Annotated in this window: 15 protein-coding genes and 1 tRNA gene; 10 read left to right on the plus strand and 6 right to left on the minus strand. The window is 62.0% G+C overall.

All coding sequences use genetic code 11. The features are described 5' to 3' along the window. Nucleotides 1–11: 11 nt before the first annotated feature. Nucleotides 12–2,060 (plus strand): NAD(+) synthase, encoded by a 2,049-nt coding sequence (locus tag FVD38_RS20685; RefSeq protein ID WP_147936533.1) that lies wholly within the window; start codon nucleotides 12–14, stop codon nucleotides 2,058–2,060. Between the two features lie 26 nt (nucleotides 2,061–2,086). Next, nucleotides 2,087–2,425 (plus strand): P-II family nitrogen regulator, encoded by a 339-nt coding sequence (locus tag FVD38_RS20690; RefSeq protein ID WP_005669566.1) that lies wholly within the window; start codon nucleotides 2,087–2,089, stop codon nucleotides 2,423–2,425. 61 nt (nucleotides 2,426–2,486) lie between these two features. Here FVD38_RS20690 and FVD38_RS27245 read toward each other — a convergent pair whose 3' ends face one another. From FVD38_RS27245 to FVD38_RS20700, 3 genes are all read right to left on the minus strand, one after another. Next, nucleotides 2,487–3,050 carry an MAE_28990/MAE_18760 family HEPN-like nuclease gene (locus FVD38_RS27245; protein WP_370660653.1) on the minus strand — a complete coding sequence of 188 codons (564 nt, stop codon included), beginning with the start codon at nucleotides 3,048–3,050 and terminating at the stop codon, nucleotides 2,487–2,489. Between the two features lie 89 nt (nucleotides 3,051–3,139). After that, nucleotides 3,140–4,246 carry a DUF262 domain-containing protein gene (locus FVD38_RS20695; protein WP_147936534.1) on the minus strand — a complete coding sequence of 369 codons (1,107 nt, stop codon included), beginning with the start codon at nucleotides 4,244–4,246 and terminating at the stop codon, nucleotides 3,140–3,142. A gap of 136 nt (nucleotides 4,247–4,382) precedes the next feature. Next, complete coding sequence (locus FVD38_RS20700) at nucleotides 4,383–4,988, minus strand: trimeric intracellular cation channel family protein (RefSeq protein WP_005669569.1); 606 nt, start codon at nucleotides 4,986–4,988, stop codon at nucleotides 4,383–4,385. 104 nt (nucleotides 4,989–5,092) lie between these two features. Between FVD38_RS20700 and FVD38_RS20705 the strand changes: the two genes are divergently transcribed. Next, nucleotides 5,093–6,145: a DUF1176 domain-containing protein gene (locus tag FVD38_RS20705; protein WP_147936535.1), complete on the plus strand. Its 1,053-nt coding sequence runs from the start codon at nucleotides 5,093–5,095 to the stop codon at nucleotides 6,143–6,145. Here FVD38_RS20705 and FVD38_RS20710 read toward each other — a convergent pair. From FVD38_RS20710 to trxB, 3 genes are all read right to left on the minus strand, one after another. Beyond that, entirely contained in the window at nucleotides 6,114–8,297 is a 2,184-nt protein-coding gene (locus tag FVD38_RS20710) for an ATP-binding protein (protein WP_147936536.1), read from the minus strand. The two genes, FVD38_RS20705 and FVD38_RS20710, sit on opposite strands and share 32 nt — an antisense overlap. A 166-nt stretch (nucleotides 8,298–8,463) precedes the next feature. Then, the gene (locus tag FVD38_RS20715; RefSeq protein WP_123068838.1) at nucleotides 8,464–9,144 is read right to left on the minus strand and encodes a Smr/MutS family protein; all 681 of its coding nucleotides are present in this window, start codon (nucleotides 9,142–9,144) and stop codon (nucleotides 8,464–8,466) included. 40 nt (nucleotides 9,145–9,184) lie between these two features. After that, the gene (trxB, locus tag FVD38_RS20720; protein WP_123068839.1) at nucleotides 9,185–10,153 is read right to left on the minus strand and encodes a thioredoxin-disulfide reductase; all 969 of its coding nucleotides are present in this window, start codon (nucleotides 10,151–10,153) and stop codon (nucleotides 9,185–9,187) included. A gap of 217 nt (nucleotides 10,154–10,370) precedes the next feature. On the opposite strand from trxB, the gene FVD38_RS20725 reads away from it, so the two are divergent. The 7 genes from FVD38_RS20725 to FVD38_RS20755 all read left to right on the plus strand — a co-directional run bounded on the left by FVD38_RS20725 (nucleotide 10,371) and on the right by FVD38_RS20755 (nucleotide 19,436). Next, on the plus strand, nucleotides 10,371–12,833 hold the full coding sequence (locus tag FVD38_RS20725; protein ID WP_147936537.1) for a DNA translocase FtsK: 2,463 nt from the start codon (nucleotides 10,371–10,373) through the stop codon (nucleotides 12,831–12,833). A gap of 2 nt (nucleotides 12,834–12,835) precedes the next feature. Further along, nucleotides 12,836–13,489, plus strand: a complete 654-nt coding sequence (gene lolA, locus FVD38_RS20730) for an outer membrane lipoprotein chaperone LolA (RefSeq protein WP_370660654.1) — start codon at nucleotides 12,836–12,838, stop codon at nucleotides 13,487–13,489. Nucleotides 13,490–13,575: 86 nt separating this feature from the next. Then, a complete protein-coding gene (locus tag FVD38_RS20735; protein WP_147936539.1) occupies nucleotides 13,576–14,898 on the plus strand; it encodes a replication-associated recombination protein A in 1,323 nt (440 codons plus the stop codon). A 160-nt stretch (nucleotides 14,899–15,058) separates the two neighbouring features. Further along, nucleotides 15,059–15,238, plus strand: a complete 180-nt coding sequence (locus FVD38_RS20740) for a hypothetical protein (protein ID WP_123068843.1) — start codon at nucleotides 15,059–15,061, stop codon at nucleotides 15,236–15,238. A 127-nt stretch (nucleotides 15,239–15,365) separates the two neighbouring features. Next, nucleotides 15,366–16,661 (plus strand): serine--tRNA ligase, encoded by a 1,296-nt coding sequence (serS, locus tag FVD38_RS20745; protein ID WP_147936540.1) that lies wholly within the window; start codon nucleotides 15,366–15,368, stop codon nucleotides 16,659–16,661. Nucleotides 16,662–16,771: 110 nt separating this feature from the next. Next, nucleotides 16,772–16,861, plus strand: a tRNA-Ser gene (locus FVD38_RS20750). A 220-nt stretch (nucleotides 16,862–17,081) separates the two neighbouring features. Continuing rightward, complete coding sequence (locus FVD38_RS20755; RefSeq protein ID WP_147936541.1) at nucleotides 17,082–19,436, plus strand: DUF262 domain-containing protein; 2,355 nt, start codon at nucleotides 17,082–17,084, stop codon at nucleotides 19,434–19,436. Nucleotides 19,437–19,610 lie beyond the last annotated feature (174 nt).

Below are 19,610 nucleotides of genomic sequence, written 5' to 3' on the forward strand. Positions count from 1 at the left end.
AAGATCATTTTATGAACAGCCCATTCTTCAATCTCTATTCGCACCATTTCGCCCGCGTCGCGGTGGCCATCCCGCGCGTGCGGATCGCCGACCCGGCGTACAACGCCCTGCAGACCATCGTGCTCGCGCGCCAGGCTGCAGAGCAGGGCGCGGCCCTGGTCGCATTCCCCGAACTGGGCCTGTCCGCCTACACCTGCGACGACCTGTTCCACCAGCGCGCGCTGCTCGACGCCACCCTCGAGGGCCTGGCGGCCATCGTCGATGAGTCAAAAACGCTGCCGTTGGCCATGGTCATCGGCATGCCGCTGCGGGTCAACCACATGCTGTTCAATTGCGGCGTGGTGGTCGCGGGTGGCAAAGTGCTGGGCGTGGTGCCAAAGAGTTTCTTGCCTAATTATGGCGAGTTTTACGAATCCCGGCAGTTCACCCCCGCAGATTGCGCGGCGGTGGACCAGATCGACCTGTTCGGCGTGCCCGTGCCCTTCGGCGCCAACCTGCTGTTCGAGGTCGCCAACCTGCCGCTGCTGCGCTTCCACGTCGAGATCTGCGAGGACGTCTGGGTGCCGGTGCCGCCATCCTCGTTCGCGGCGCTGGCCGGCGCCACGGTGCTGGTCAACCTGTCGGCGTCGAACGTCGTGGTGGGCAAGAGCGGCTACCGCCACCAGCTCGTCGGCCAGCAGTCGGCGCGCTGCATGGCGGCCTATCTGTACACCTCGGCCGGCCGCGGCGAATCGACCACCGACATGGCCTGGGACGGCCAGTCGCTGATCTACGAGAAGGGCGAGCTGCTGGCCGAGTCCGAGCGCTTTGCCGACGATTCGCACATCATCTATGCCGACGTCGACCTGGACCGTCTGTCGACCGAGCGCATGAAGGCGACCACCTTCGCCCAATCGGTGCGGCGCCATGCCGGTGAGGTGTCGAATTTCCGCGTGATCGGTTTCGAGCTGGATTTACCGTTGGCGCGCACCCTGCCGCTCCAGCGGAAGATCGAGCGGTTCCCCTACGTGCCGGCCGACGCCGCGCGCCGCGACGAGCGCTGCCTTGAAGTCTATAACATCCAGGTGCAGGCGCTGATCCAGCGCCTGTCGTCGAGCGGCATCGAGAAAGTGGTGATCGGCGTGTCGGGCGGGCTGGACTCGACCCATGCGCTGCTGGTGTGCGCGAAAGTCATGGACCGTCTCGGCCTGCCGCGCACCAACATCCTGGCCTATACGATGCCGGGCTTCGCCACCAGCGGTCGCACGCTCAGGCAGGCGCGCGATCTGATGGCGGCGGTCGGCTGCAGCGCGCAAGAGATCGACATCCGCCCGAGTTGTATCCAGATGCTCAAGGACCTGGGCCACCCCTACATTGAGGGCAAGGCCGAATACGACATCACCTTCGAAAACGTGCAGGCGGGCGAGCGCACCAACCACCTGTTCCGCCTGGCGAACTTCCACAACGGGATCGTGATCGGCACCGGCGACCTGTCCGAGCTGGCGCTGGGCTGGTGCACCTACGGTGTGGGCGACCATATGTCGCACTACAATGTGAACGCCAGCGTGCCCAAGACCCTGATCTCCTACCTGGTGCGCTGGGTGGCCGAGACCGGCGCCGTGGTCGGCGGCGACGCCCAGGTGCTGCTCGACATCCTCGACACCGAGATCAGTCCCGAGCTGGTGCCAGGCGGCGAGAATGATGACAAACCAGCCCAGAGCACGCAGGACCGGATCGGCCCCTACGAGCTGCAGGACTTCAACCTGTTCTACACGCTGCGCTACGGCTACAAGCCGAGCAAGACGGCCTTCCTCGCGTATTCTGCCTGGCAGGATCGCGAACTTGGCCGCTGGCCCGAGGAACTGGGCACGCGCAACCAGTATGACCTTGGCGCCATCAAGCGCAACCTGTCGATCTTCCTGTTCCGCTTCTTCAAGACCAGCCAGTTCAAGCGCTCCTGCGTGCCCAACGGACCGAAGGTCGGCAATGGCGGCTCGCTGTCCCCGCGCGGCGACTGGCGCGCGCCGTCCGATTCCGAAGCCACCGTGTGGCTGGACGACCTGGCGAACATCCCCGATTAACTTTGGTACATGAAAGGACCAACACCATGAAACAGATTACCTGCGTGATCAAGCCGTTCAAGCTCGACGAAGTGCGCGAAGCGCTGGCCGAGGTGAACGTGACCGGCCTGACCGTGACCGAAGTGAAGGGCTTCGGCCGCCAGAAGGGCCATACCGAGCTGTATCGCGGCGCCGAATATGTGGTCGACTTCCTGCCGAAGGTGAAGATTGAGGTGGTAGTGGACGATCCGATGGCCGAGCAGGTGGTCGACGCCATCATCAAGGCCGCGCGCACCGGCAAGATCGGCGACGGCAAGATCTTCGTGCAGAACGTGGAGCAGGTGATTCGTATTCGTACCGGCGAGACTGGCGCGGACGCAGTTTAGACTGAAGATTTAGTTAATACGGTAAATTCGAGGCTAACTAAATAGTTAGCCTCAACGATTTCTACGGAATATCATTTCGCATATATTTCTTTAGATACACGAGATTTTCCAGCTCATTTTTGAATGTCCTCATAAGCTCGATCACCGTGTCGACCAAAGTATCTAGCTCATCTATCGATACTAATGCTTCGTCCCCGTGTGCGATAGAATTACGTCGCTTGAGCAAGATAACATCAATAAATGTTTCTTTGTTGATGAAGATGTTGTAGTCAATGCCACATATCTTGCAGATGTCTCTTAATACACTGGATTTCAAATTGGACCCTGTGCTTATGAGATCTGGGTTGATGTAAGAGAATCTTTTATCTTGGGAATCAATAATCTCAGAAATAAGTCGTATCCGCTCATCAATATTCGGTCGTGTGTTGCTCAGAGAGGCAAGTCGAGTTAAGAATGAGTTTATATATATCTGATTCGATAGCTTATCAAATGATAGTCTGCGCATTGTCAAAAAGTCGAAATATTTTTGAGCGCTGAATTTCACGTAACCTTCCCAATTTGCATACGCCAAGGCGACCATTGCCTTTAATAAGACCGTACGGTTTAGGTCGTTTGCATCAAGTATCGCCCTTTTTAAATCTTATAGCTCTCGAATGCGAAATGTGAGGTTGCCATCTAATGCATTGGATAGCTCTTCCTCGCTTCTCGGTTTGCTCATGGTTTGAACCAATTTGAACCGAACGGTACCGTCCTTTGAATTCGAGTGGTGCCACGTTGACCAGCAACTACAAAAAATTTCTCAATCTCAGGGGATTTCCAGAATCCTGAAATTCGATCTTCAATAAATTCTTTAGGATTTGGAAGCTTCTGGATTGCCTCTAAATTACGTGCAATTCCTACTGCGATACTTTCAAATGCAGCAAGGCCAAACTTTTGAGACTTATCCATGTCACGACGTAGCGCGTTAGGCCCGTATAATTCGGAAAGATAAGTGAAAGTAGTCTTAAATCGATGGCTGGCGTCTGCAGTTTCGCCTATCTGTGCTAATTCGATCATTCCCTCATCAATATATTCCTCAACATCCAATTTCCCGTCATAGTTTACATACGTATGAGTTAGGAAGCGACAAACATATTCAAGATATTTTTGACGATCAGCTTGCTCTTCGGATACTGGAACAACCGTTCGGAAGTCTACGAAGTTGGCTAAATCCTTCAGCGTTCGGTGATAATCGCCATTGATCATGATGATCACGCAGTTTCTTAATTCCTGTGCGTTGGCCGGAGTGCCGGCTGCATTTAGGCGCTGAAACAAATCAAACTTTGTGTTGTTATCGCTCGGCCTTTTTAAAATCTCGACACCTATGCGAGCGCGCCGAATCGCTAGCTGATAAGCTTTGTCTAGAGGGATCTGTTGATCAAGTGGAAGATCCTCTATAAGATCGTTCTTTTCCCACACTACATTATTAAGTGATGGCAGGTATTTAGTTGCTTGAAGCGATGATGGAATCGCAACGCCAGTCGCTGGATCTTTCAAAAGACCCATAAACTCAAGAATAGTGGAAATTCTTTGTAATCCGTCAATAAGCTCCCACTTCGTATTTTCTGCTTCAAAAACAAATATTGGTGGCAGCGGGATTCCAAGCAAGATTGACTCTATTAATCGGGATTTTTGAACTGACTCCCATCGAAACAGACGCTGGAACTCTGGATCAATTTGAAGCTCGTCATCTTTGTACATATTTACAACTTCACCGATTGACATTTGATAAGCATCGGTGCGTACTAGTCGCTGCGATTTTGTGATTTCATCATCAAGCATTTTTGTTTTCCTTTAGGCGAATTGATTAATCAGTTTTGATGGGAGAAATTCTTTATGAAACATTGAGTCCGTCAACTAAATTTGATCGCATAATCGAGTTTTGGTTCTGTTGATTAATATTTTCAACATTGGCTTATTAACGCCCCATCCGCATATCGAACTTCCACGTCAGCAGCCTTAGCCCGCTGATGAACAGGCAGCTCGACCACAACGCGAAGTCGTGCGACACGCCGTATTTACCCATCAACAGGAACAGCCAGTTGCCGAGGAAGGCGCAGATCGCATACGGTTTGCCGTCCCGGAACACCATCGGCACCTCGTTGCAGACGATGTCGCGCAGTACCCCGCCGAAGATCCCGGTGATCACGCCCATCATCGAGGCGATGAAGATCGGCATCTCGGCCGCCAGCGCGGCCGACGTCCCGGCGATCGAGAACAATCCCAGTCCCACCGCATCGGCCACCACGATCAGGCGTTCCGACACGATCTGGCGCAGCGTGCGGATCAGGGGCGACGCCACCAGCGCCAGCACGAAGATCGCGATCGCGTATTCCTGATGGGTGACCCAGAACAGGGGACGCTTGTCGAGCAGGATGTCGCGCAGGGTGCCGCCGCCAAAGGCGGTGATGAAGGCGACTGTGAAGACCCCGACCAGATCCATGCGCTTGCGCCGCGCCTCGATGAAGCCGGAAAACGCGCCGACCAGGATCGCCATGATTTCGATGAACTTGATGAGGGTCATGCAGCAGCAGGAAGCGGGAAGTGTTGTTAGACTACCATGCGCCTGCAGACTTACGTTAGGTAAATCTGCGGCGCCCTTACCGACGAAAGAAAGCCCGCCCGCGCATGCGTATCGCCACCTTATTCCTGGCCTCCCTGGCCGCCGCCAACCCCGCCAATCCACTGTGGGCCACCGAGTTTCCCAAGCTGTCTTTCCAGCACCACGACTGGGAACTCGCCTGCGACAACACCCGTACCTGCCGCGCCGCCGGTTACCATGCCGAGGAAGGCCGCAACCGGCCGCTGTCGGTCCTGCTGGAACGCCGGGCAGGGCCGGGCCAGGCTTTCGATATGAAGCTGCGGCTGGGCGACGCCGACGACGGCATCGACTTGCCCGCGACGCTCGCGATGCAGGTCGACGGCCGCGCGCTTGGCAGCGTCAAGCTGACAGGCGAGGAGTCGATCGGCAACCTGAGCGCTTCCCAGGCCCAGGCGCTGCTGCGTGCGGTGGCCGGCTCCGGCAAGGTGAGTTGGCGTGCCGGAGGCCTGACCTGGTCCCTGTCGGGCAAGGGCGCCTCTGCCGTCCTGCTCAAGATGGACGAGTTCCAGGGCCGCCTGGGAACGCCGAGCGCCGCCATGCGCAAGGAATCGAGGTCGGAGCAGGACGTGTTGCCGCCGCTGCCGGCGCCGCTCGTCACGGCGGCGCCGGTTCCGGCTGGCGAACTGGCGCCGATGGGCAAGGAAGAAGAACGGATCCTGCTGGCGACCCTGCGCAAGACCGCCGGCAATGAGGACTGCGGCGACCTGGAGGCGATCGCCACCGGCGAGAGCAAATTCGCCTATGCGCCGCTCACGTCAACGACGATGCTGGTCTCGGCGCGCTGCTGGCGCGGCGCGTACAACGAGGGGTACGGTTATTGGGTCGCCAACCGCAAGCCGCCATTCGGGCCGGTCGCGGTGACGCAGTCGGGCACCGACTACGACAAGGGTGTCATCGGCGCATCTCACAAGGGCCGTGGCATCGGCGACTGCTGGGGGCACGACGAATGGGTGTGGGACGGCCGGCGCTTCGTGCACACGGCGTCCAGCACGACCGGCATGTGCCGCGGCATCGCGGCGGGCGGCGGCTGGACGCTGCCGACGCTGGTCAGCCGCCGACCAGCGGCAGGCGCAAGGTAAACACCACCCGCTCGTTCTCGTAGCGGTAGGCGATCTCGCCGCTGTGCTCGCGCACGATCTGCTGCGTGATGTACAACCCCAGGCCCATGCCGGTGCGGTTGCGCGGATTGTTGAGCGAAGCCCGTTTGAAGGGATTGAACAGGGTCGCCACTGTCTCCGGCGGGATCGGCGCGCCCGCATTCGACACCGCGACCGAGGCCTCGCCGTCCCGCGCACGCAGGCAGACCGTGATCGGCTGGCCCGGCTCGCCGTGGTGGCGCGCATTGCTCAGAAGGTTGGACAGCACCTGGGCCAGTCGGCTGCTGTCGGCCTTCACCGTGGCCGGGTCGTCGCATATCAGTTCCAGCGGGATCGACGGATAGGCCATGCGCGCCTCGTCCATCAGGTCGACCAGCAATGCCTTGAGGTCGACCTCTTCGAGCGCCACGCCCAGGCCCATGCCGCGGTCGATGCGGCTCATGTCCAGCACCTGGCTGATCATGCGCTGCATGCGGTTGGTGGAGGACTGGATACGCTTGCCGATGGTCGGCTGGCTGCTGCCGCCGCTAGCGCCGCCGGTGCGTTCCAGCACCATGCCGGCCATATTGATCGAGTGCAGCGGGTCGCGCAGGTCGTGGCCGAGCATCGCCAGCAGCTGGGCGCGGGTGGCCTCGGTCTGCGAGCGGTGCGCGTTCATGGCGCGCACCAGTTCGGCAAGGGTCAAGCGCGAATTGGCCAGCACGCTGTGCTCCCATGGGTGGGCGCAGCCGCGCACCGTTTCGTGCCAGGCGTCGAACGAGCCGCGCGGCGTCAGGCGCGCGCCCAGCGGGCCGATGGCTTCGGTCTTGTCCGGGCGGCCGCCCCAGGCCACGGTCTCGATCTGCTCGACGCGCAGCAGGATGCACCAGCCGTGGCCGAGCGGGTCGAAGGGCAGGGCCAGCAGGCCGACCCACTTTCCCAGTAGTTCGCGCAGGGCTTCCGGCCAGTCGGCGCGCATCTCGCGCACCACCAGGTCGTGCTGATTGTCGGGCAGCGAGGCGACAATCGCCTCGGCCAGGCCGGTAGGCAGGTCGCCATGGGCGCCGATCTTGCCGTGCTGGGTCGCCACCATCGCCTGCGTGCCGCTGGCCGCCATCAGCGCCCGCGCGTGTTCGCCCAGCGCGTCGAGGGGGTCGTCGTCGAGCAGCAGCGATTCGACCAGCGCGGTGCGCACGCGCGCCGACTGCTCGGCCAGCGACGCTTCGTGGCGCGCTTCGATGCTGTGGATGGTCGAGGCCATCACCTGGGCCAGCACGTCGACCGCCATGCGGACCGCATGCGGCACCAGCTTGGGCGCCATGTGATGGCAGGCGATCAAGCCCCACAGGCGGCCATTGATCACGATCGACACGCTCATCGAGGCGTACACGTGCATGTTCTTGAGGTATTCGACGTGCACCGGCGAGACGCTGCGCAGCACCGCGAAGCTCATGTCCAGCGGCGCCGCACCCGGCGCGCCATACAGCGGCACCGCCTCGTAGTCCATGTCGGCGATCATGCGCAGGGTATTGAGCGTGTACAGGCGGCGCGCCTGGGTCGGGATGTCTCCGGCAGGGTATCTTTGTCCGAGGTAGGGCACCAGGTCGTCGCGGCGGCTCTCGGCCACCACGTCGCCGCTGTCGTCGGCGCGGAAGCAATAGGCCATCACGCGGTCGAAACCGGTGAACTCGCGCACCTGTTGCACCGCCGAGGCCAGCAGGGCCTCGATGGTCTTCTGGCGCCGCAAACGGTCGATCGAGCCGTGGGCCTTGATCGCGAAGCGCGACACTTCCTCGCTCGACGTCTCGCGCAACTCGAACTCGGCGACGATGCGTCCGGCTTCGGCGTGCACTACGCAGTCGTAATCGATGTCGCCGACGCGCAGGCTGGCCACCAGCGGCGCGGCATCGTCGTCGTCGCGCACGGCGATGCAGTCGGCGATGGCATCGGCGGCGTCAGCCGGCAAGCCGAGATCGGAATAAGGCAGGCCGAGCGCGGGCACGATGCCGAGCATCGCCGGCGCGTTCATGCTCCAGCCTTCCAGCTGGCCGTCCTCATGGAAGAACAGCAGGGCGCCGTGCGGCTGGATCGAGCCCGGGACGTGGATCGGTTCGTCGGCGCAGGATTGCAGGTCGACCTGCCGTCCGTGTTCCATTGGAACTGCTTGCGTCGCGTTCAATTCACACATCCCCTTTGCGGTCAATCCGGAAGCGTCCGGGTACGAAGCATTCTACAGTTAACAGACAATTTCCGGCGAAATTGCCAGTTTGAAATGAGTGATTGTCACACGAGAACGAGCATACCGTCCAACGCGCGCAACATCAATCGTGCAGGGCGGGGCGCAACAGGGCGATGAGGGCGCCATGGCCACCGTCGCTCCGACCGGCGGCGCAGAAAGCGATGACTTCGTTTTTTTGCACCAGCCAGCTGTGCACGATGCTGCGCAGCACCGGCTCGCCCTTGGGCGAACCATAGCCGATGCCGTGGATGATGCGCACGCAGCGCATCCCGCGCCGGTTGGCGCGGTGCAGGAAATCGGTGAGGGCGTCGCGCGCGCCGTCGCGGGTCAGGCCGTGCAGGTCGAGTTCGTCCTGGATCGGCCAGTGGCGCTTGCGCAGCTTCTTCACGACATCGGGGCCGACGCCGTCGCGGGCATAGCTCATGGACGGGTCTTCGTCGAGCATGCCCTCGACGTCGAACAGGTCGGACAGTTCATCCGACATCGAGGCGCGCAGCACGTCCGCCGTTTCGTCCTCGGGGCTCAGCTGCGCGCGCGCTTGCGCGGCGCGGTTGGGCGCCACGTACACGGGACGGTGCACGTAGCGGTCCGATTCGGGCATCTTGGTGATGCCTTCCATCGAGGTGCGGAATTCCACCGCCCGTTCGCGCGCGATGCGCTCGCGCTTTTCGCGTTCGGCCTGTTCGATGGCGCGCACGCGCTCGTCTTCCTTGAGCTGGTCGCGCAAGCCTTTCAGCTGCGCGAAGTCTTTCATGCCCGCCATCGCTTGCTACCTTTTTAGTGCGTTGATTACTTTGGATCGCTTATTTAGGATCGTCTTCCAGCGCTTCCAGGTAGCGCTGGGCGTCGAGCGCGGCCATGCAACCGGTACCCGAGCTGGTGATCGCCTGGCGATAGATGTGGTCTTGCACGTCGCCGGCGGCGAACACGCCCGGCACGCTGGTGGCGGTCGCCATGCCTTCCAGGCCCGACTTGGTCACCAGGTAGCCGCCGCTGTGCATTTCGAGCTGGCCTTCGAAGATGCCGGTGTTCGGCTTGTGGCCGATCGCCACGAACAGGCCGTGCACGGTCAGTTCCTTGGTTTCGTCGCTGTTGGCCGATTTCAGGCGCAGCGAGGTCACGCCGCTCTGGTCGCCCAGGACTTCGTCCAGGGTCTGGTTCAGCTCGAGCACAATCTTGCCTTCGCTGACCTTGTGCATCAGGCGGTCGACCAGGATCGGCTCGGCGCGGAACTTGTCGCGGCGGTGGATCAGGGTGACTTTCGAGGCGATGCCGGCCAGGTACAGCGCTTCCTCGACCGCGGTATTGCCGCCGCCGATGACCGCGACTTCCTGGTTGCGGTAGAAGAAGCCGTCGCAGGTGGCGCAGGCCGACACGCCGCGGCCCATGAAGGCCTGTTCCGACGGCAGGCCCAGGTACTGGGCCGAGGCGCCGGTGGCGATGATCAGGGCGTCGCAGGTGAAGGTGTGGCTGTCGCCCACCAGACGGATCGGTTTTTCGTTCAGGTAGGTCGTGTGAATGTGGTCGAACACGATCTCGGTGTTGAAGCGCTCGGCATGCTGCAACAGGCGCTGCATCAGTTCCGGACCCTGCACGCCCAGCGGATCGCCCGGCCAGTTCTCGACGTCGGTGGTGGTCATCAGCTGGCCGCCCTGCTCGACGCCGGTCACCAGCATCGGCTTCAGGTTGGCGCGGGCGGCGTACACCGCGGCGCTGTAGCCGGCTGGCCCGGAACCGAGGATGAGGACTTTGGCGTGTTTGGTAGTAGTCATGGCGGCGCTCTTTGCTTCACGTGGTTGTTATGTGGACACACGGCAATTGGGGGCGGCCTGACAGGAATCAAGGGCCACCGAAGCCAGCCAGAGGGGTGTCCAGAGAGCGCCGATTATAGTCGATGATGCAGATGTGCATGAATCGTGGGGGCAACGCGGCCGTATATCGCTTAGAATGGGCGGATCGTCGATAGTACTTACTTCCGCAGTACCTGTAATGAGCAAGAATAGCCAAGCCAGCACCTCCGGATACACCCGCACCCAGGCCAGCGCCGCCGCCCGTCGTCCGCTGCCGGGCCGCCTCGCGCGCCTGCTGTCCGAGGCGCGCTGGATCGCCGGCGCCGTCGCCTTCCTGTATTTCGTCCTGATCCTGCTCAGCTACAGCAAGCTCGATCCGGGCTGGTCGCACGCCAACGTCGTGCCGCGCATCGCCAACCTGGGCGGGCGCGCCGGTGCCTGGCTGTCCGACCTGCTGCTGTTCATCTTCGGTTTCTCGGCCTGGTGGTGGGGCGTGATCTTCCTGCGCCAGGTCTGGCGCGGCTGGCGCCGGCTCACCGACAAGCTCGGCACCAAGGTAGAGGAACCGCACCACGGCGAGATGTACGTGCGCTGGATCGGCTTCGCCCTGATGTTCGCCGGCAGCGTCGGCCTGGAATACCTGCGCATGTGGTCGTGGGACGTCGAGCTGCCGCGCGCCCCGGGCGGGGTGCTGGGCCAGCTGATCGGCCATGCGAGCCACGTTGCTTTCGGCTCGACCGGCGCGACCCTGCTCCTGCTGCTGCTGTTCTTCCTGGGCTTTTCGCTGTTCTTCCAGGTGTCGTGGCTGGCCGTGGCCGAGCGCATCGGCGCCGTGGTCGACGGCACCTTCGACTGGTTCCGCCTGCGCATGGAAGACATCGAGGACCGCCGCCATGGCGAGGCCGCCGCCGTCAAGCGCGATGAAGTGGTGGTCCACGAGCGCGCTAAGTTCACCGAAAAGCATGCGGACAAGCCGATCCCGGTGGTGAAGGCCGAGCCGTCGCTGGAGTTGGCGCAGCCGGCGCCGAAAGCCGCCGCCGCCCCATCGTCGGCGTCCTTGCCGTCAGCCCAGGCAGTCGCCCCCACGATCAAGATCGAGCCGCAGATGGTCAGCGTGCCAAAGTCAGAGCGCGCCGAGAAGGAGCGCCAGTCGCCGCTGTTCCAGGACTTGAACGGCGACTCCGGCCTGCCGCCGCTGGGCTTGCTGGACGATGCGCCGGCCGCCCAGGAAACGGTGTCCATCGAAACGCTGGAATTCACCAGCCGCCTGATCGAGAAGAAGCTGTCCGACTTCGGCGTCGAAGCCAAGGTCGTGGCCGCCTATCCGGGCCCGGTCGTCACCCGCTACGAAATCGAGCCGGCCACCGGCGTCAAGGGCAGCCAGATCGTCAACCTGGCGCGCGACCTGGCGCGTTCGTTGTCGCTGACCTCGATCCGCGTGGTCGAGACCATCCCCGGCAAGAACTATATGGCGCTGGAGTTGCCGAATCCGAAGCGGCAAATCGTGCGCCTGACCGAGATCGTCGGGTCCAAGGTGTATGGCGACAGCCCGTCCAGCCTGACCGTGGCGCTGGGCAAGGACATCGCGGGCAAGCCGGTGGTGGCCGACCTGGCCAAGATGCCGCACCTGCTGGTGGCGGGCACCACCGGCTCGGGCAAATCGGTCGGCATCAACGCCACCATCCTGTCGCTGCTGTACAAATCCGACCCGGCCGACGTGCGCCTGATCCTGATCGATCCGAAGATGCTGGAGATGTCGGTCTACGAAGGCATTCCGCACCTGCTGGCGCCGGTCGTGACCGATATGCGCCAGGCCGGCCACGCGCTGAACTGGGCGGTCAACGAGATGGAGCGCCGCTACAAGCTCATGAGCAAGCTGGGCGTGCGCAACCTGGCCGGCTACAACGCCAAGATCCTCGAGGCCGCCAAGCGCGAGGAACACATCCCGAACCCGTTCTCGATCACGCCGGACGCACCCGAGCCGCTGGAAAAACTGCCGACCATCGTCATCATCATCGACGAATTGGCCGACCTGATGATGGTCGTCGGCAAGAAGGTGGAAGAGCTGATCGCGCGTATTGCCCAGAAGGCGCGCGCGGCCGGGATCCACCTGATTCTTGCTACCCAGCGGCCGTCGGTCGACGTGATCACCGGCCTGATCAAGGCCAATATCCCGACCCGGATCGCGTTCCAGGTTTCTTCGAAAATCGACTCGCGCACGATTCTCGACCAGATGGGCGCCGAGACCCTGCTGGGCATGGGCGACATGCTCTACATGCCGCCCGGCACCGGCCTGCCGGTGCGGGTCCACGGCGCTTTCGTGTCGGACGAGGAAGTGCATCGAGTTGTAAAACATCTGCAAGAGCAGGGCGCGCCCAATTATATTGAGGGCATCCTCGAAGGCGGCACCCTGGAAGAAGGTGGCGCCGACGGTGCGGTGGCGGGCGAGGGCGGCGGTGAATCCGACGCCATGTACGACCAGGCGGTACAGGTCGTGCTCAAGAACCGCAAGGCCTCGATCTCGCTGGTGCAGCGTCACCTGCGCATCGGCTACAACCGGGCCGCCCGCCTGATCGAGCAAATGGAGCAGAACGGCATGGTGTCGCCGATGCAATCGAACGGCAACCGCGACATCCTGGTGCCGACTGCAAGCGCCGAATAACAATAAAGGAACCTTCGATGCAAGCAATGACCAAATTCAGTTTTGCCGCGCTGGTGGCCGCGAGCGCCTTCGCCTTTTCGGGCATGGCGAGCGCCGCCGCCCTCGACCAGTTCAAATCCTTCGTCGCCTCGACCCAGTCGGCCAAGGGCGAATTCACCCAGCAGCAACTGGGCAAGTCGAAAAGCGGCAAGGCCACGCCAGCCTCGAGCGGCAGCTTCGTGTTCGCCCGCCCCGGCAAGTTCATCTGGACCTACCAGAAGCCCTATGAACAGGTGCTGCAGGCCGACGGCGAAACCCTGTACATCTACGACAAGGACCTGAACCAGGTCACCACTCGCAAGCTGGGTAACGCGCTGGGCAGCTCGCCGGCCGCGATCCTGTTCGGCAGCAACAAGCTGGAAGAGAACTTCACGCTGAGCGAAGCCGGCGCGCGGGACGGCATGGAATGGCTGAACGCCACGCCAAAGGCCAAGGACACCTCGTTCGAGCAGATCAGCATCGGCCTGAAGGATGGCGTGCCGATGGCAATGGAATTGAAGGACACCTTCGGCCAGACCTCGCGCCTGACCTTCACCAACTTCCAGCGCAACCCGCAACTGGGCGCGCAGCAGTTCAAGTTCACGGTGCCGCAGGGCGCCGATGTCGTGAACCAGTAAGTCATCAACGGGGCGCGCGCGCCGCGCGGCCCCGTCGTGCATCGGCTACACTACGCCCATGCACAACCATTCGCCTTTCCGCATTCATGTCCACGGATGACCTGTTCAAGACCGCGCCGGCCGCGCCGCTGGCCGAAGCCCTGCGTCCGCGCACCATCGACGAGGTGGTCGGCCAGAGCCATTTGCTGGGGCCCGGCAAGCCGCTGAATCTGGTCTTCAAATCCGGCAAGCCGCATTCGATGATCCTGTGGGGGCCGCCGGGGGTGGGCAAGACCACGCTGGCGCGCCTGACTGCGTACGCCTTCGACTGTGAGTTCATCGCGCTGTCGGCGGTGTTGTCGGGCGTCAAGGATATTCGCGCATCGATCGAGCAGGCCGAGCAGTACCTGGCGCGGGGCAAGCACACGATCCTGTTCATCGACGAGATCCACCGCTTCAATAAATCGCAGCAGGACGCCTTGCTGCCGTTCGTCGAAAGCGGCCTGGTGACGCTGATCGGCGCCACCACCGAGAACCCGTCGTTCGAAGTCAATTCGGCGCTGCTGTCGCGCTCGCAGGTGTATGTGCTGAAGGCATTAAGCGACGTCGAGATGCGCCAGCTCCTGGAACGCGCCCGCAAGGAGGCGCTGCAGCACCTGGAGTTCGAGGAGCTGGCGATCGACACCCTGGTCGGCTATGCCGACGGCGATGCGCGCCGCTTCCTGAACCTGCTCGAGCAGACCAGCACCTCGGCCAATACCGCCGCGACCAATCGCATCACTGCCGAGTTCGTCGAGAACGCGCTTACGCTCAATGCGCGCCGCTTCGACAAGGGCGGCGACAATTTCTATGACCAGATCTCGGCCCTGCACAAGTCGGTGCGCGGCTCGCACCCCGATGCCGCTCTGTACTGGCTGTGCCGCATGCTCGACGGCGGCGCCGACGCCAAGTACCTGTCGCGCCGCATCGTGCGCATGGCGTGGGAAGACATCGGCATCGCCGATCCGCGCGCGATCCAGTTGGCCAACGACGCCGCCGCGACCTACGAGCGGCTCGGTTCGCCCGAAGGCGAGCTGGCGCTGGGGCAGGCCGTGATCTACCTGGCGATCGCGTCCAAGAGCAATGCCGGTTACAACGCCTTCAATGCGGCGATGGCCTTCGTGCGCAAGGACAAGTCGCGCGAGGTGCCGGTTCACCTGCGCAATGCGCCGACCAAGCTCATGAAAGAGCTGGGCTACGGCCACGAATACCGTTATGCCCACGACGAGCCGAACGCGTATGCGGCCGGCGAGACCTATCTGCCGGATGGGATGCCCGAGCCCGGCTGGTACCAGCCGGTGCCGCGCGGGATCGAATCCAAGATCGCCGAGAAGCTGGCGTGGTTGCGCAGCCTGGACGACGAGGCGCGCGGTAACGGAGACGGGTCGTAATCCAACACGCCGGCTGCACGCAGTCGGCCCGGCGTTTCTGCATTCTGCGCCGCGTTTCATGCGCTTCGTCGCAAGTCGATGGCAGTCCAGGGGGCTGGTGGCTAAAGTACCACCATCGCAAAGCAATTCGCGAATCACCCTAACCCCTGAAGGAGCCATCATGAACATCCGTAAAAACTTCGAAGCCCTGTTCCTCGCCGTCGCCGCCCTGGGCCTGGTCGCCAGTTTCGCTACCGCCAACGAGCGTCCGATCGAGATCGCCGCATCGACCGTCCCGGCCATCGACATGGCCAGCATCCAGACCGTGATCGTCAGCGCACCGCGCCTGGCAGTCCGCTAAAACCGGCGCAAGCCGGTTTTAGGGGCAGCTTGACGAGGCCCCGGCAGCAAGGTTGCCGAATCTCGCAAATAATGTCGGTCGGCTTGGTACAATTGTGTTTTCGATATACAGCCCAGTCCAACCAGACATGATTGACATCCAACTTCTCCGCAAAGACATCGACAACGTCGCCGCCCGCCTGGCGACCCGCAAGTACCAGCTCGATGTGGCCAGTTTCAACGCGCTGGAGGCCGAACGCAAGGCGAACCAGACGCGCACCGAAGAACTGCAAGGCAAGCGCAATTCGCTGTCGAAGCAGATCGGCATGCTGAAGGGCAAAGGCGAAGACACGACGGCCGTGATGGCTGAAGTCGCCGGACTGGGCGACGAGCTCAAGGCCAACGAAGTGGCGCTGGCCGACGTCCAGGCCAAGCTGACGAGCTTCATCGCCGCACTGCCTAACCTGCCGCACGAGAGCACGCCCGAAGGCAAGGACGAAAGCGCCAACGTCGAAGTGCGCAAGGTCGGTACGCCAGCCGCGTTCGACTTCGAGGTGCGCGACCACGTCGACATCGGCGAGCGCCTGGGCCTGGATTTCGAAACCGCGACCAAGGTCACGGGCTCGCGCTTCTCGATGATGAAAGGCGGCATGGCGCGCCTGCACCGCGCGCTGGCGCAGTTCATGCTCGATACCCACACCGGCCAGCACGGCTATACCGAGTGCTACACCCCGTACCTGGTCAACGCCGATTCGCTGCGCGGCACCGGCCAACTGCCGAAGTTCGAGGCCGACCTGTTCTCGGTGAAGAAGGGCGGCGCCGAAGGCGAGGGCGAGACTTTCTACCTGATCCCGACCTCGGAAGTCTCGCTGACCAATGTGGTGCGCGACGAGATCGTGGCGCTGGACGAACTGCCGATCAAGATGACCGCGCATACCCCGTGCTTCCGCTCCGAAGCCGGCAGCTATGGCCGCGACACCCGCGGCATGATCCGACAGCACCAGTTCGACAAGGTCGAGCTGGTCCAGGTGGTGCATCCGGAGCAGTCGTACGCGGCGCTGGAAGAGATGGTCAGCCAGGCCGAATTCATCCTGACCTCGCTCGGCCTGCCATACCGCGTGATGCAGCTGTGCACCGGCGACATGGGCTTTTCCGCCGCCAAGACCTATGACCTCGAGGTATGGCTGCCGGCGCAGAACACCTACCGCGAGATCTCGTCGCTGTCGAACTGCGAGGCCTTCCAGGCGCGCCGCATGCAGGCCCGCTTCCGCAATGCCGCCGGCAAGCCGGAGCTGGTGCACACCCTGAACGGCTCGGGACTGGCCGTGGGCCGCACCCTGGTGGCGGTGCTGGAGAATTACCAGCAGGCCGACGGCAGCGTGATCGTGCCGGAAGTGCTGCGTCCGTATATGGGCGGGCTGGAGCGTCTGGCGCCGGCTGCCTGAGTGGTGGTGTAGGGGGATCGTGCTTACATGCACATTTTCCCCTTCCATTTTTCTCGAATGCGTCTATAATGGCGGTCTCTTGCAGCTCACTGCAAGGATCGACCAAAGCCGGAGAGGTGGCAGAGTGGTCGAATGTACCTGACTCGAAATCAGGCGTACGGGCGACCGTACCGTGGGTTCGAATCCCACCCTCTCCGCCAAGTATCATGAAAAAAGCCACCGCAAGGTGGCTTTTTTCATATGCAGGCGAATCCCGCACTCCGCAAGCATTACGAAAGAAGCCACCGCAAGGTGGTTTTCTTTGTGCAACACTGTTTTCGTCGACATGGGCGCGATCGGCACTCTTGCTTGCCTGGCGCCGGCTCAACCATTATGCTTGTGTGATATTTCTATTGAGCAAGTAAATATGGAGACACGACCATGAAGATGGAGGACGCGATCCAGCGTGCCGTTACGCTCTTATCGTTGGATGAAATTGCGTGTTGGCAGGTGGCAGAATTGCCGGGTGCGCTGCAACGAGGTGCGTCGTTGGGTGCTGCGCTGCCAGCGCTGCAACGCGGCGCGGTGTGGCGGCCCGTCCAGACCGAGGCCCTTTGGGACTCGATCATACGAGGGTTCCCCATCGGCTCCATCATGCTGATGCCATTTGAAAGCGCCCTGGGACAGCAAGACATGCTCCTGGCCTCAGCGCGGACTGCCGATCCGACCCATATGCTGCTCGATGGACAGCAGCGGGCGACTGCTGTTGCGCTAGGCTTCTACGCGCCATGGAATGCCCAGGCAGCAGGTGGCGCGCCCGCATCACTCTGGCTGGACCTTGGCGCCGCGCCCTCAAGCGAGCGTGACTTTAGTTTCCGCTTGGTCACCCGTGCCCACCCGTGGGGCTACCCTGCCAGCGGTGAGCGGCAGCGTCTTGCGCTGAACCAGATGCGTGAGGCTGATCGGGCGTTTCGCGAGGCTCAGTCTGCCGCCGTCTGGCACCGCCGTCCTCCAGTCGAGGCAGGGTGGCCGTGGGATAGCGTGGCACCGGTGCCGGTGGCTGCCCTGCTCGAAGCCTCTGTCGGGGGCGGCGATGGCGCGGCACTGGCAGCTGTGCTTGATCGCATGTTGCCGCACTGGCGTCTGATCCGGACCCACGTATCCGGCACTGGGGTACTCGAAGAGCTGGTGCAATCGACTTCGGTTACCGACCTGTTGGCGCGCGTGCGCCAAACGCGCGAGCGCTATTGCGTGCCCGCCCAGACCATTCCAAGCCTGCTGCAGCACGGCCCAGTGGCGGCCGACGACGACGCGATGCGGCCAGATCCAACTGAGACTCTGTTCGTCAGGCTGAACTCGGGCGGTACGCCGTTGCAGGGCGAGGACCTGATCTATTCCATTGCCAAGGCCATCTGGCCGTCAGCGCCCGACCTGATCAAGCGAATCCGTAATCGGTTCTTCAGCGAAGCACGGGCGACACTGCTGATTGCCCGTCTCGCAACGGTGGAGGCTGGACAGAAGGAGGCCCCGGCAGCTCCTGACGTGGGCCGCTTCCGACGGCTGGTGCATGGCGTGGGCAGTGCGCTATTCCGTGAACGAATGGAGCAGTACCTTCAGCATCAGGCGGCGCCCTTGTTTGAGCAGGCTCATGCGCTGCTGACCGGGCGCGATTTCGGACTGCCTACGGTCCTGGCCGCGGAGCTGGCGCGTGGGGATTCGGGCCGCGATATCATGTTTCTCTTGCTACGCTGGATCGAACGACTCAATGCAGCCGGATTCTTGATCGATGGTTTGAAGGCCACACAGCGAGCTCGTGCGATCGGGGCACTGACGGCGATTTCTTGGTTTGCGCGAAAGCCGGATCGCTGCGTACGCGTATTGTGGGAACGCCTGGCGGCCACTGCGCCCGACGACTTGCCTGAGTTCTTCTGTCGTAAGAATCTCGGCCATTGCCTGCGGCCGATACGTAACGAAGCACCATTGCTGTGCCTGCCGCCGCCGTCGGCAATCAGGGCACAGTTCAGCGCCCGCATTACGCAGCCGCGCGGTAGTGGCGATGGAGCGTTCAGCAATCCAGCATCTGGCTTCTGGACCAATTGGAGCTGGGAGCGCTTTGTAAACCAGATTCACGGCGACCTTGGTGATTGGTATGCACAAGCCTTGCCGCATCCGCAAGAAGATAGCGGCGAACTTCAACCTATCGAAACGCGTACGATCGAAGATTGGCGCGATCTGGCCAATACCTTGTATTACGCACGCAGCCTAGTGCTGTTCGCCCAGCGTAAATCCTTGTCGGAATGGTTCACCGATTTCGATCCGACCGATCCCGATTCCATGGACGAGATGAACCGGCCGTGGGACATGGATCACATCCTGCCGAGTTATTACTTGGAGAAGCGCCACGGTATTCCTCAGATCATCCGTGAGTGGCACGGCAGCATCGGAAACCTGCGTGCCTGGCCGCTCGACGCTAATCGTTCTGACGCTGAGATGGTTCCAATGCGAAAATTGAGCGATGTGGGCGAGACTACCCAGGCTTATGGCATGGCAACCGGCGAAGCATTACGCGAGGCCAGCTTCATTGCGGAGGTCGATTGGAAGTACTGGGAAACATGCACGCCGGATCCTAGTAGCTCGTTCTCAGGACGTTATCTGGCGTTGCCAAGGGAGCATGGGGAATGTCGCAAGGCAATGATCAAGGCGGTCACGAACAGGGTGCTGGCGCTCTATGAGGAATGGTACGGGCAGCTCAAGATCGCGCAATTGATGCCCACCTGCTCAGTACGGGGCCGATGATTGCAGCGACTGCAACCCTGAATGGGCAAGGAAAGGTGGAAGAGCTATGTTGTCCGGCCACTGGAGAGAACATCGCATCGGCGGCAGCGTCAGCAGTCTCGCTTCTAGCGTGGCATACTCAGCATCTCGTTGTTGTCGAAGTGAAAGATGCCGACGCGGAGATTTACGCAAAAC

Source organism: Massilia arenae (genome assembly GCF_008014745.1).
GTDB classification, from domain to species: domain Bacteria; phylum Pseudomonadota; class Gammaproteobacteria; order Burkholderiales; family Burkholderiaceae_D; genus Telluria; species Telluria arenae.

What these genes read in the sequence shown, in the direction of transcription:
- FVD38_RS20690 (WP_005669566.1), top strand. Translation starts at nt 2,087, where the DNA reads ATGAAACAGATTACCTGCGTGATCAAGCCGTTCAAGCTCGACGAAGTG.
- FVD38_RS20695 (WP_147936534.1), bottom strand. Translation starts at nt 4,246, where the DNA reads ATGCTTGATGATGAAATCACAAAATCGCAGCGACTAGTACGCACCGAT.
- FVD38_RS20715 (WP_123068838.1), bottom strand. Translation starts at nt 9,144, where the DNA reads ATGGCGGGCATGAAAGACTTCGCGCAGCTGAAAGGCTTGCGCGACCAG.
- FVD38_RS20725 (WP_147936537.1), top strand. Translation starts at nt 10,371, where the DNA reads ATGAGCAAGAATAGCCAAGCCAGCACCTCCGGATACACCCGCACCCAG.
- FVD38_RS20710 (WP_147936536.1), bottom strand. Translation starts at nt 8,297, where the DNA reads ATGGAACACGGACGGCAGGTCGACCTGCAATCCTGCGCCGACGAACCG.
- FVD38_RS20740 (WP_123068843.1), top strand. Translation starts at nt 15,059, where the DNA reads ATGAACATCCGTAAAAACTTCGAAGCCCTGTTCCTCGCCGTCGCCGCC.
- FVD38_RS20705 (WP_147936535.1), top strand. Translation starts at nt 5,093, where the DNA reads ATGCGTATCGCCACCTTATTCCTGGCCTCCCTGGCCGCCGCCAACCCC.
- FVD38_RS20685 (WP_147936533.1), top strand. Translation starts at nt 12, where the DNA reads ATGAACAGCCCATTCTTCAATCTCTATTCGCACCATTTCGCCCGCGTC.
- trxB (WP_123068839.1), bottom strand. Translation starts at nt 10,153, where the DNA reads ATGACTACTACCAAACACGCCAAAGTCCTCATCCTCGGTTCCGGGCCA.
- serS (WP_147936540.1), top strand. Translation starts at nt 15,366, where the DNA reads ATGATTGACATCCAACTTCTCCGCAAAGACATCGACAACGTCGCCGCC.
- FVD38_RS20755 (WP_147936541.1), top strand. Translation starts at nt 17,082, where the DNA reads ATGAAGATGGAGGACGCGATCCAGCGTGCCGTTACGCTCTTATCGTTG.
- FVD38_RS20700 (WP_005669569.1), bottom strand. Translation starts at nt 4,988, where the DNA reads ATGACCCTCATCAAGTTCATCGAAATCATGGCGATCCTGGTCGGCGCG.
- FVD38_RS20735 (WP_147936539.1), top strand. Translation starts at nt 13,576, where the DNA reads ATGTCCACGGATGACCTGTTCAAGACCGCGCCGGCCGCGCCGCTGGCC.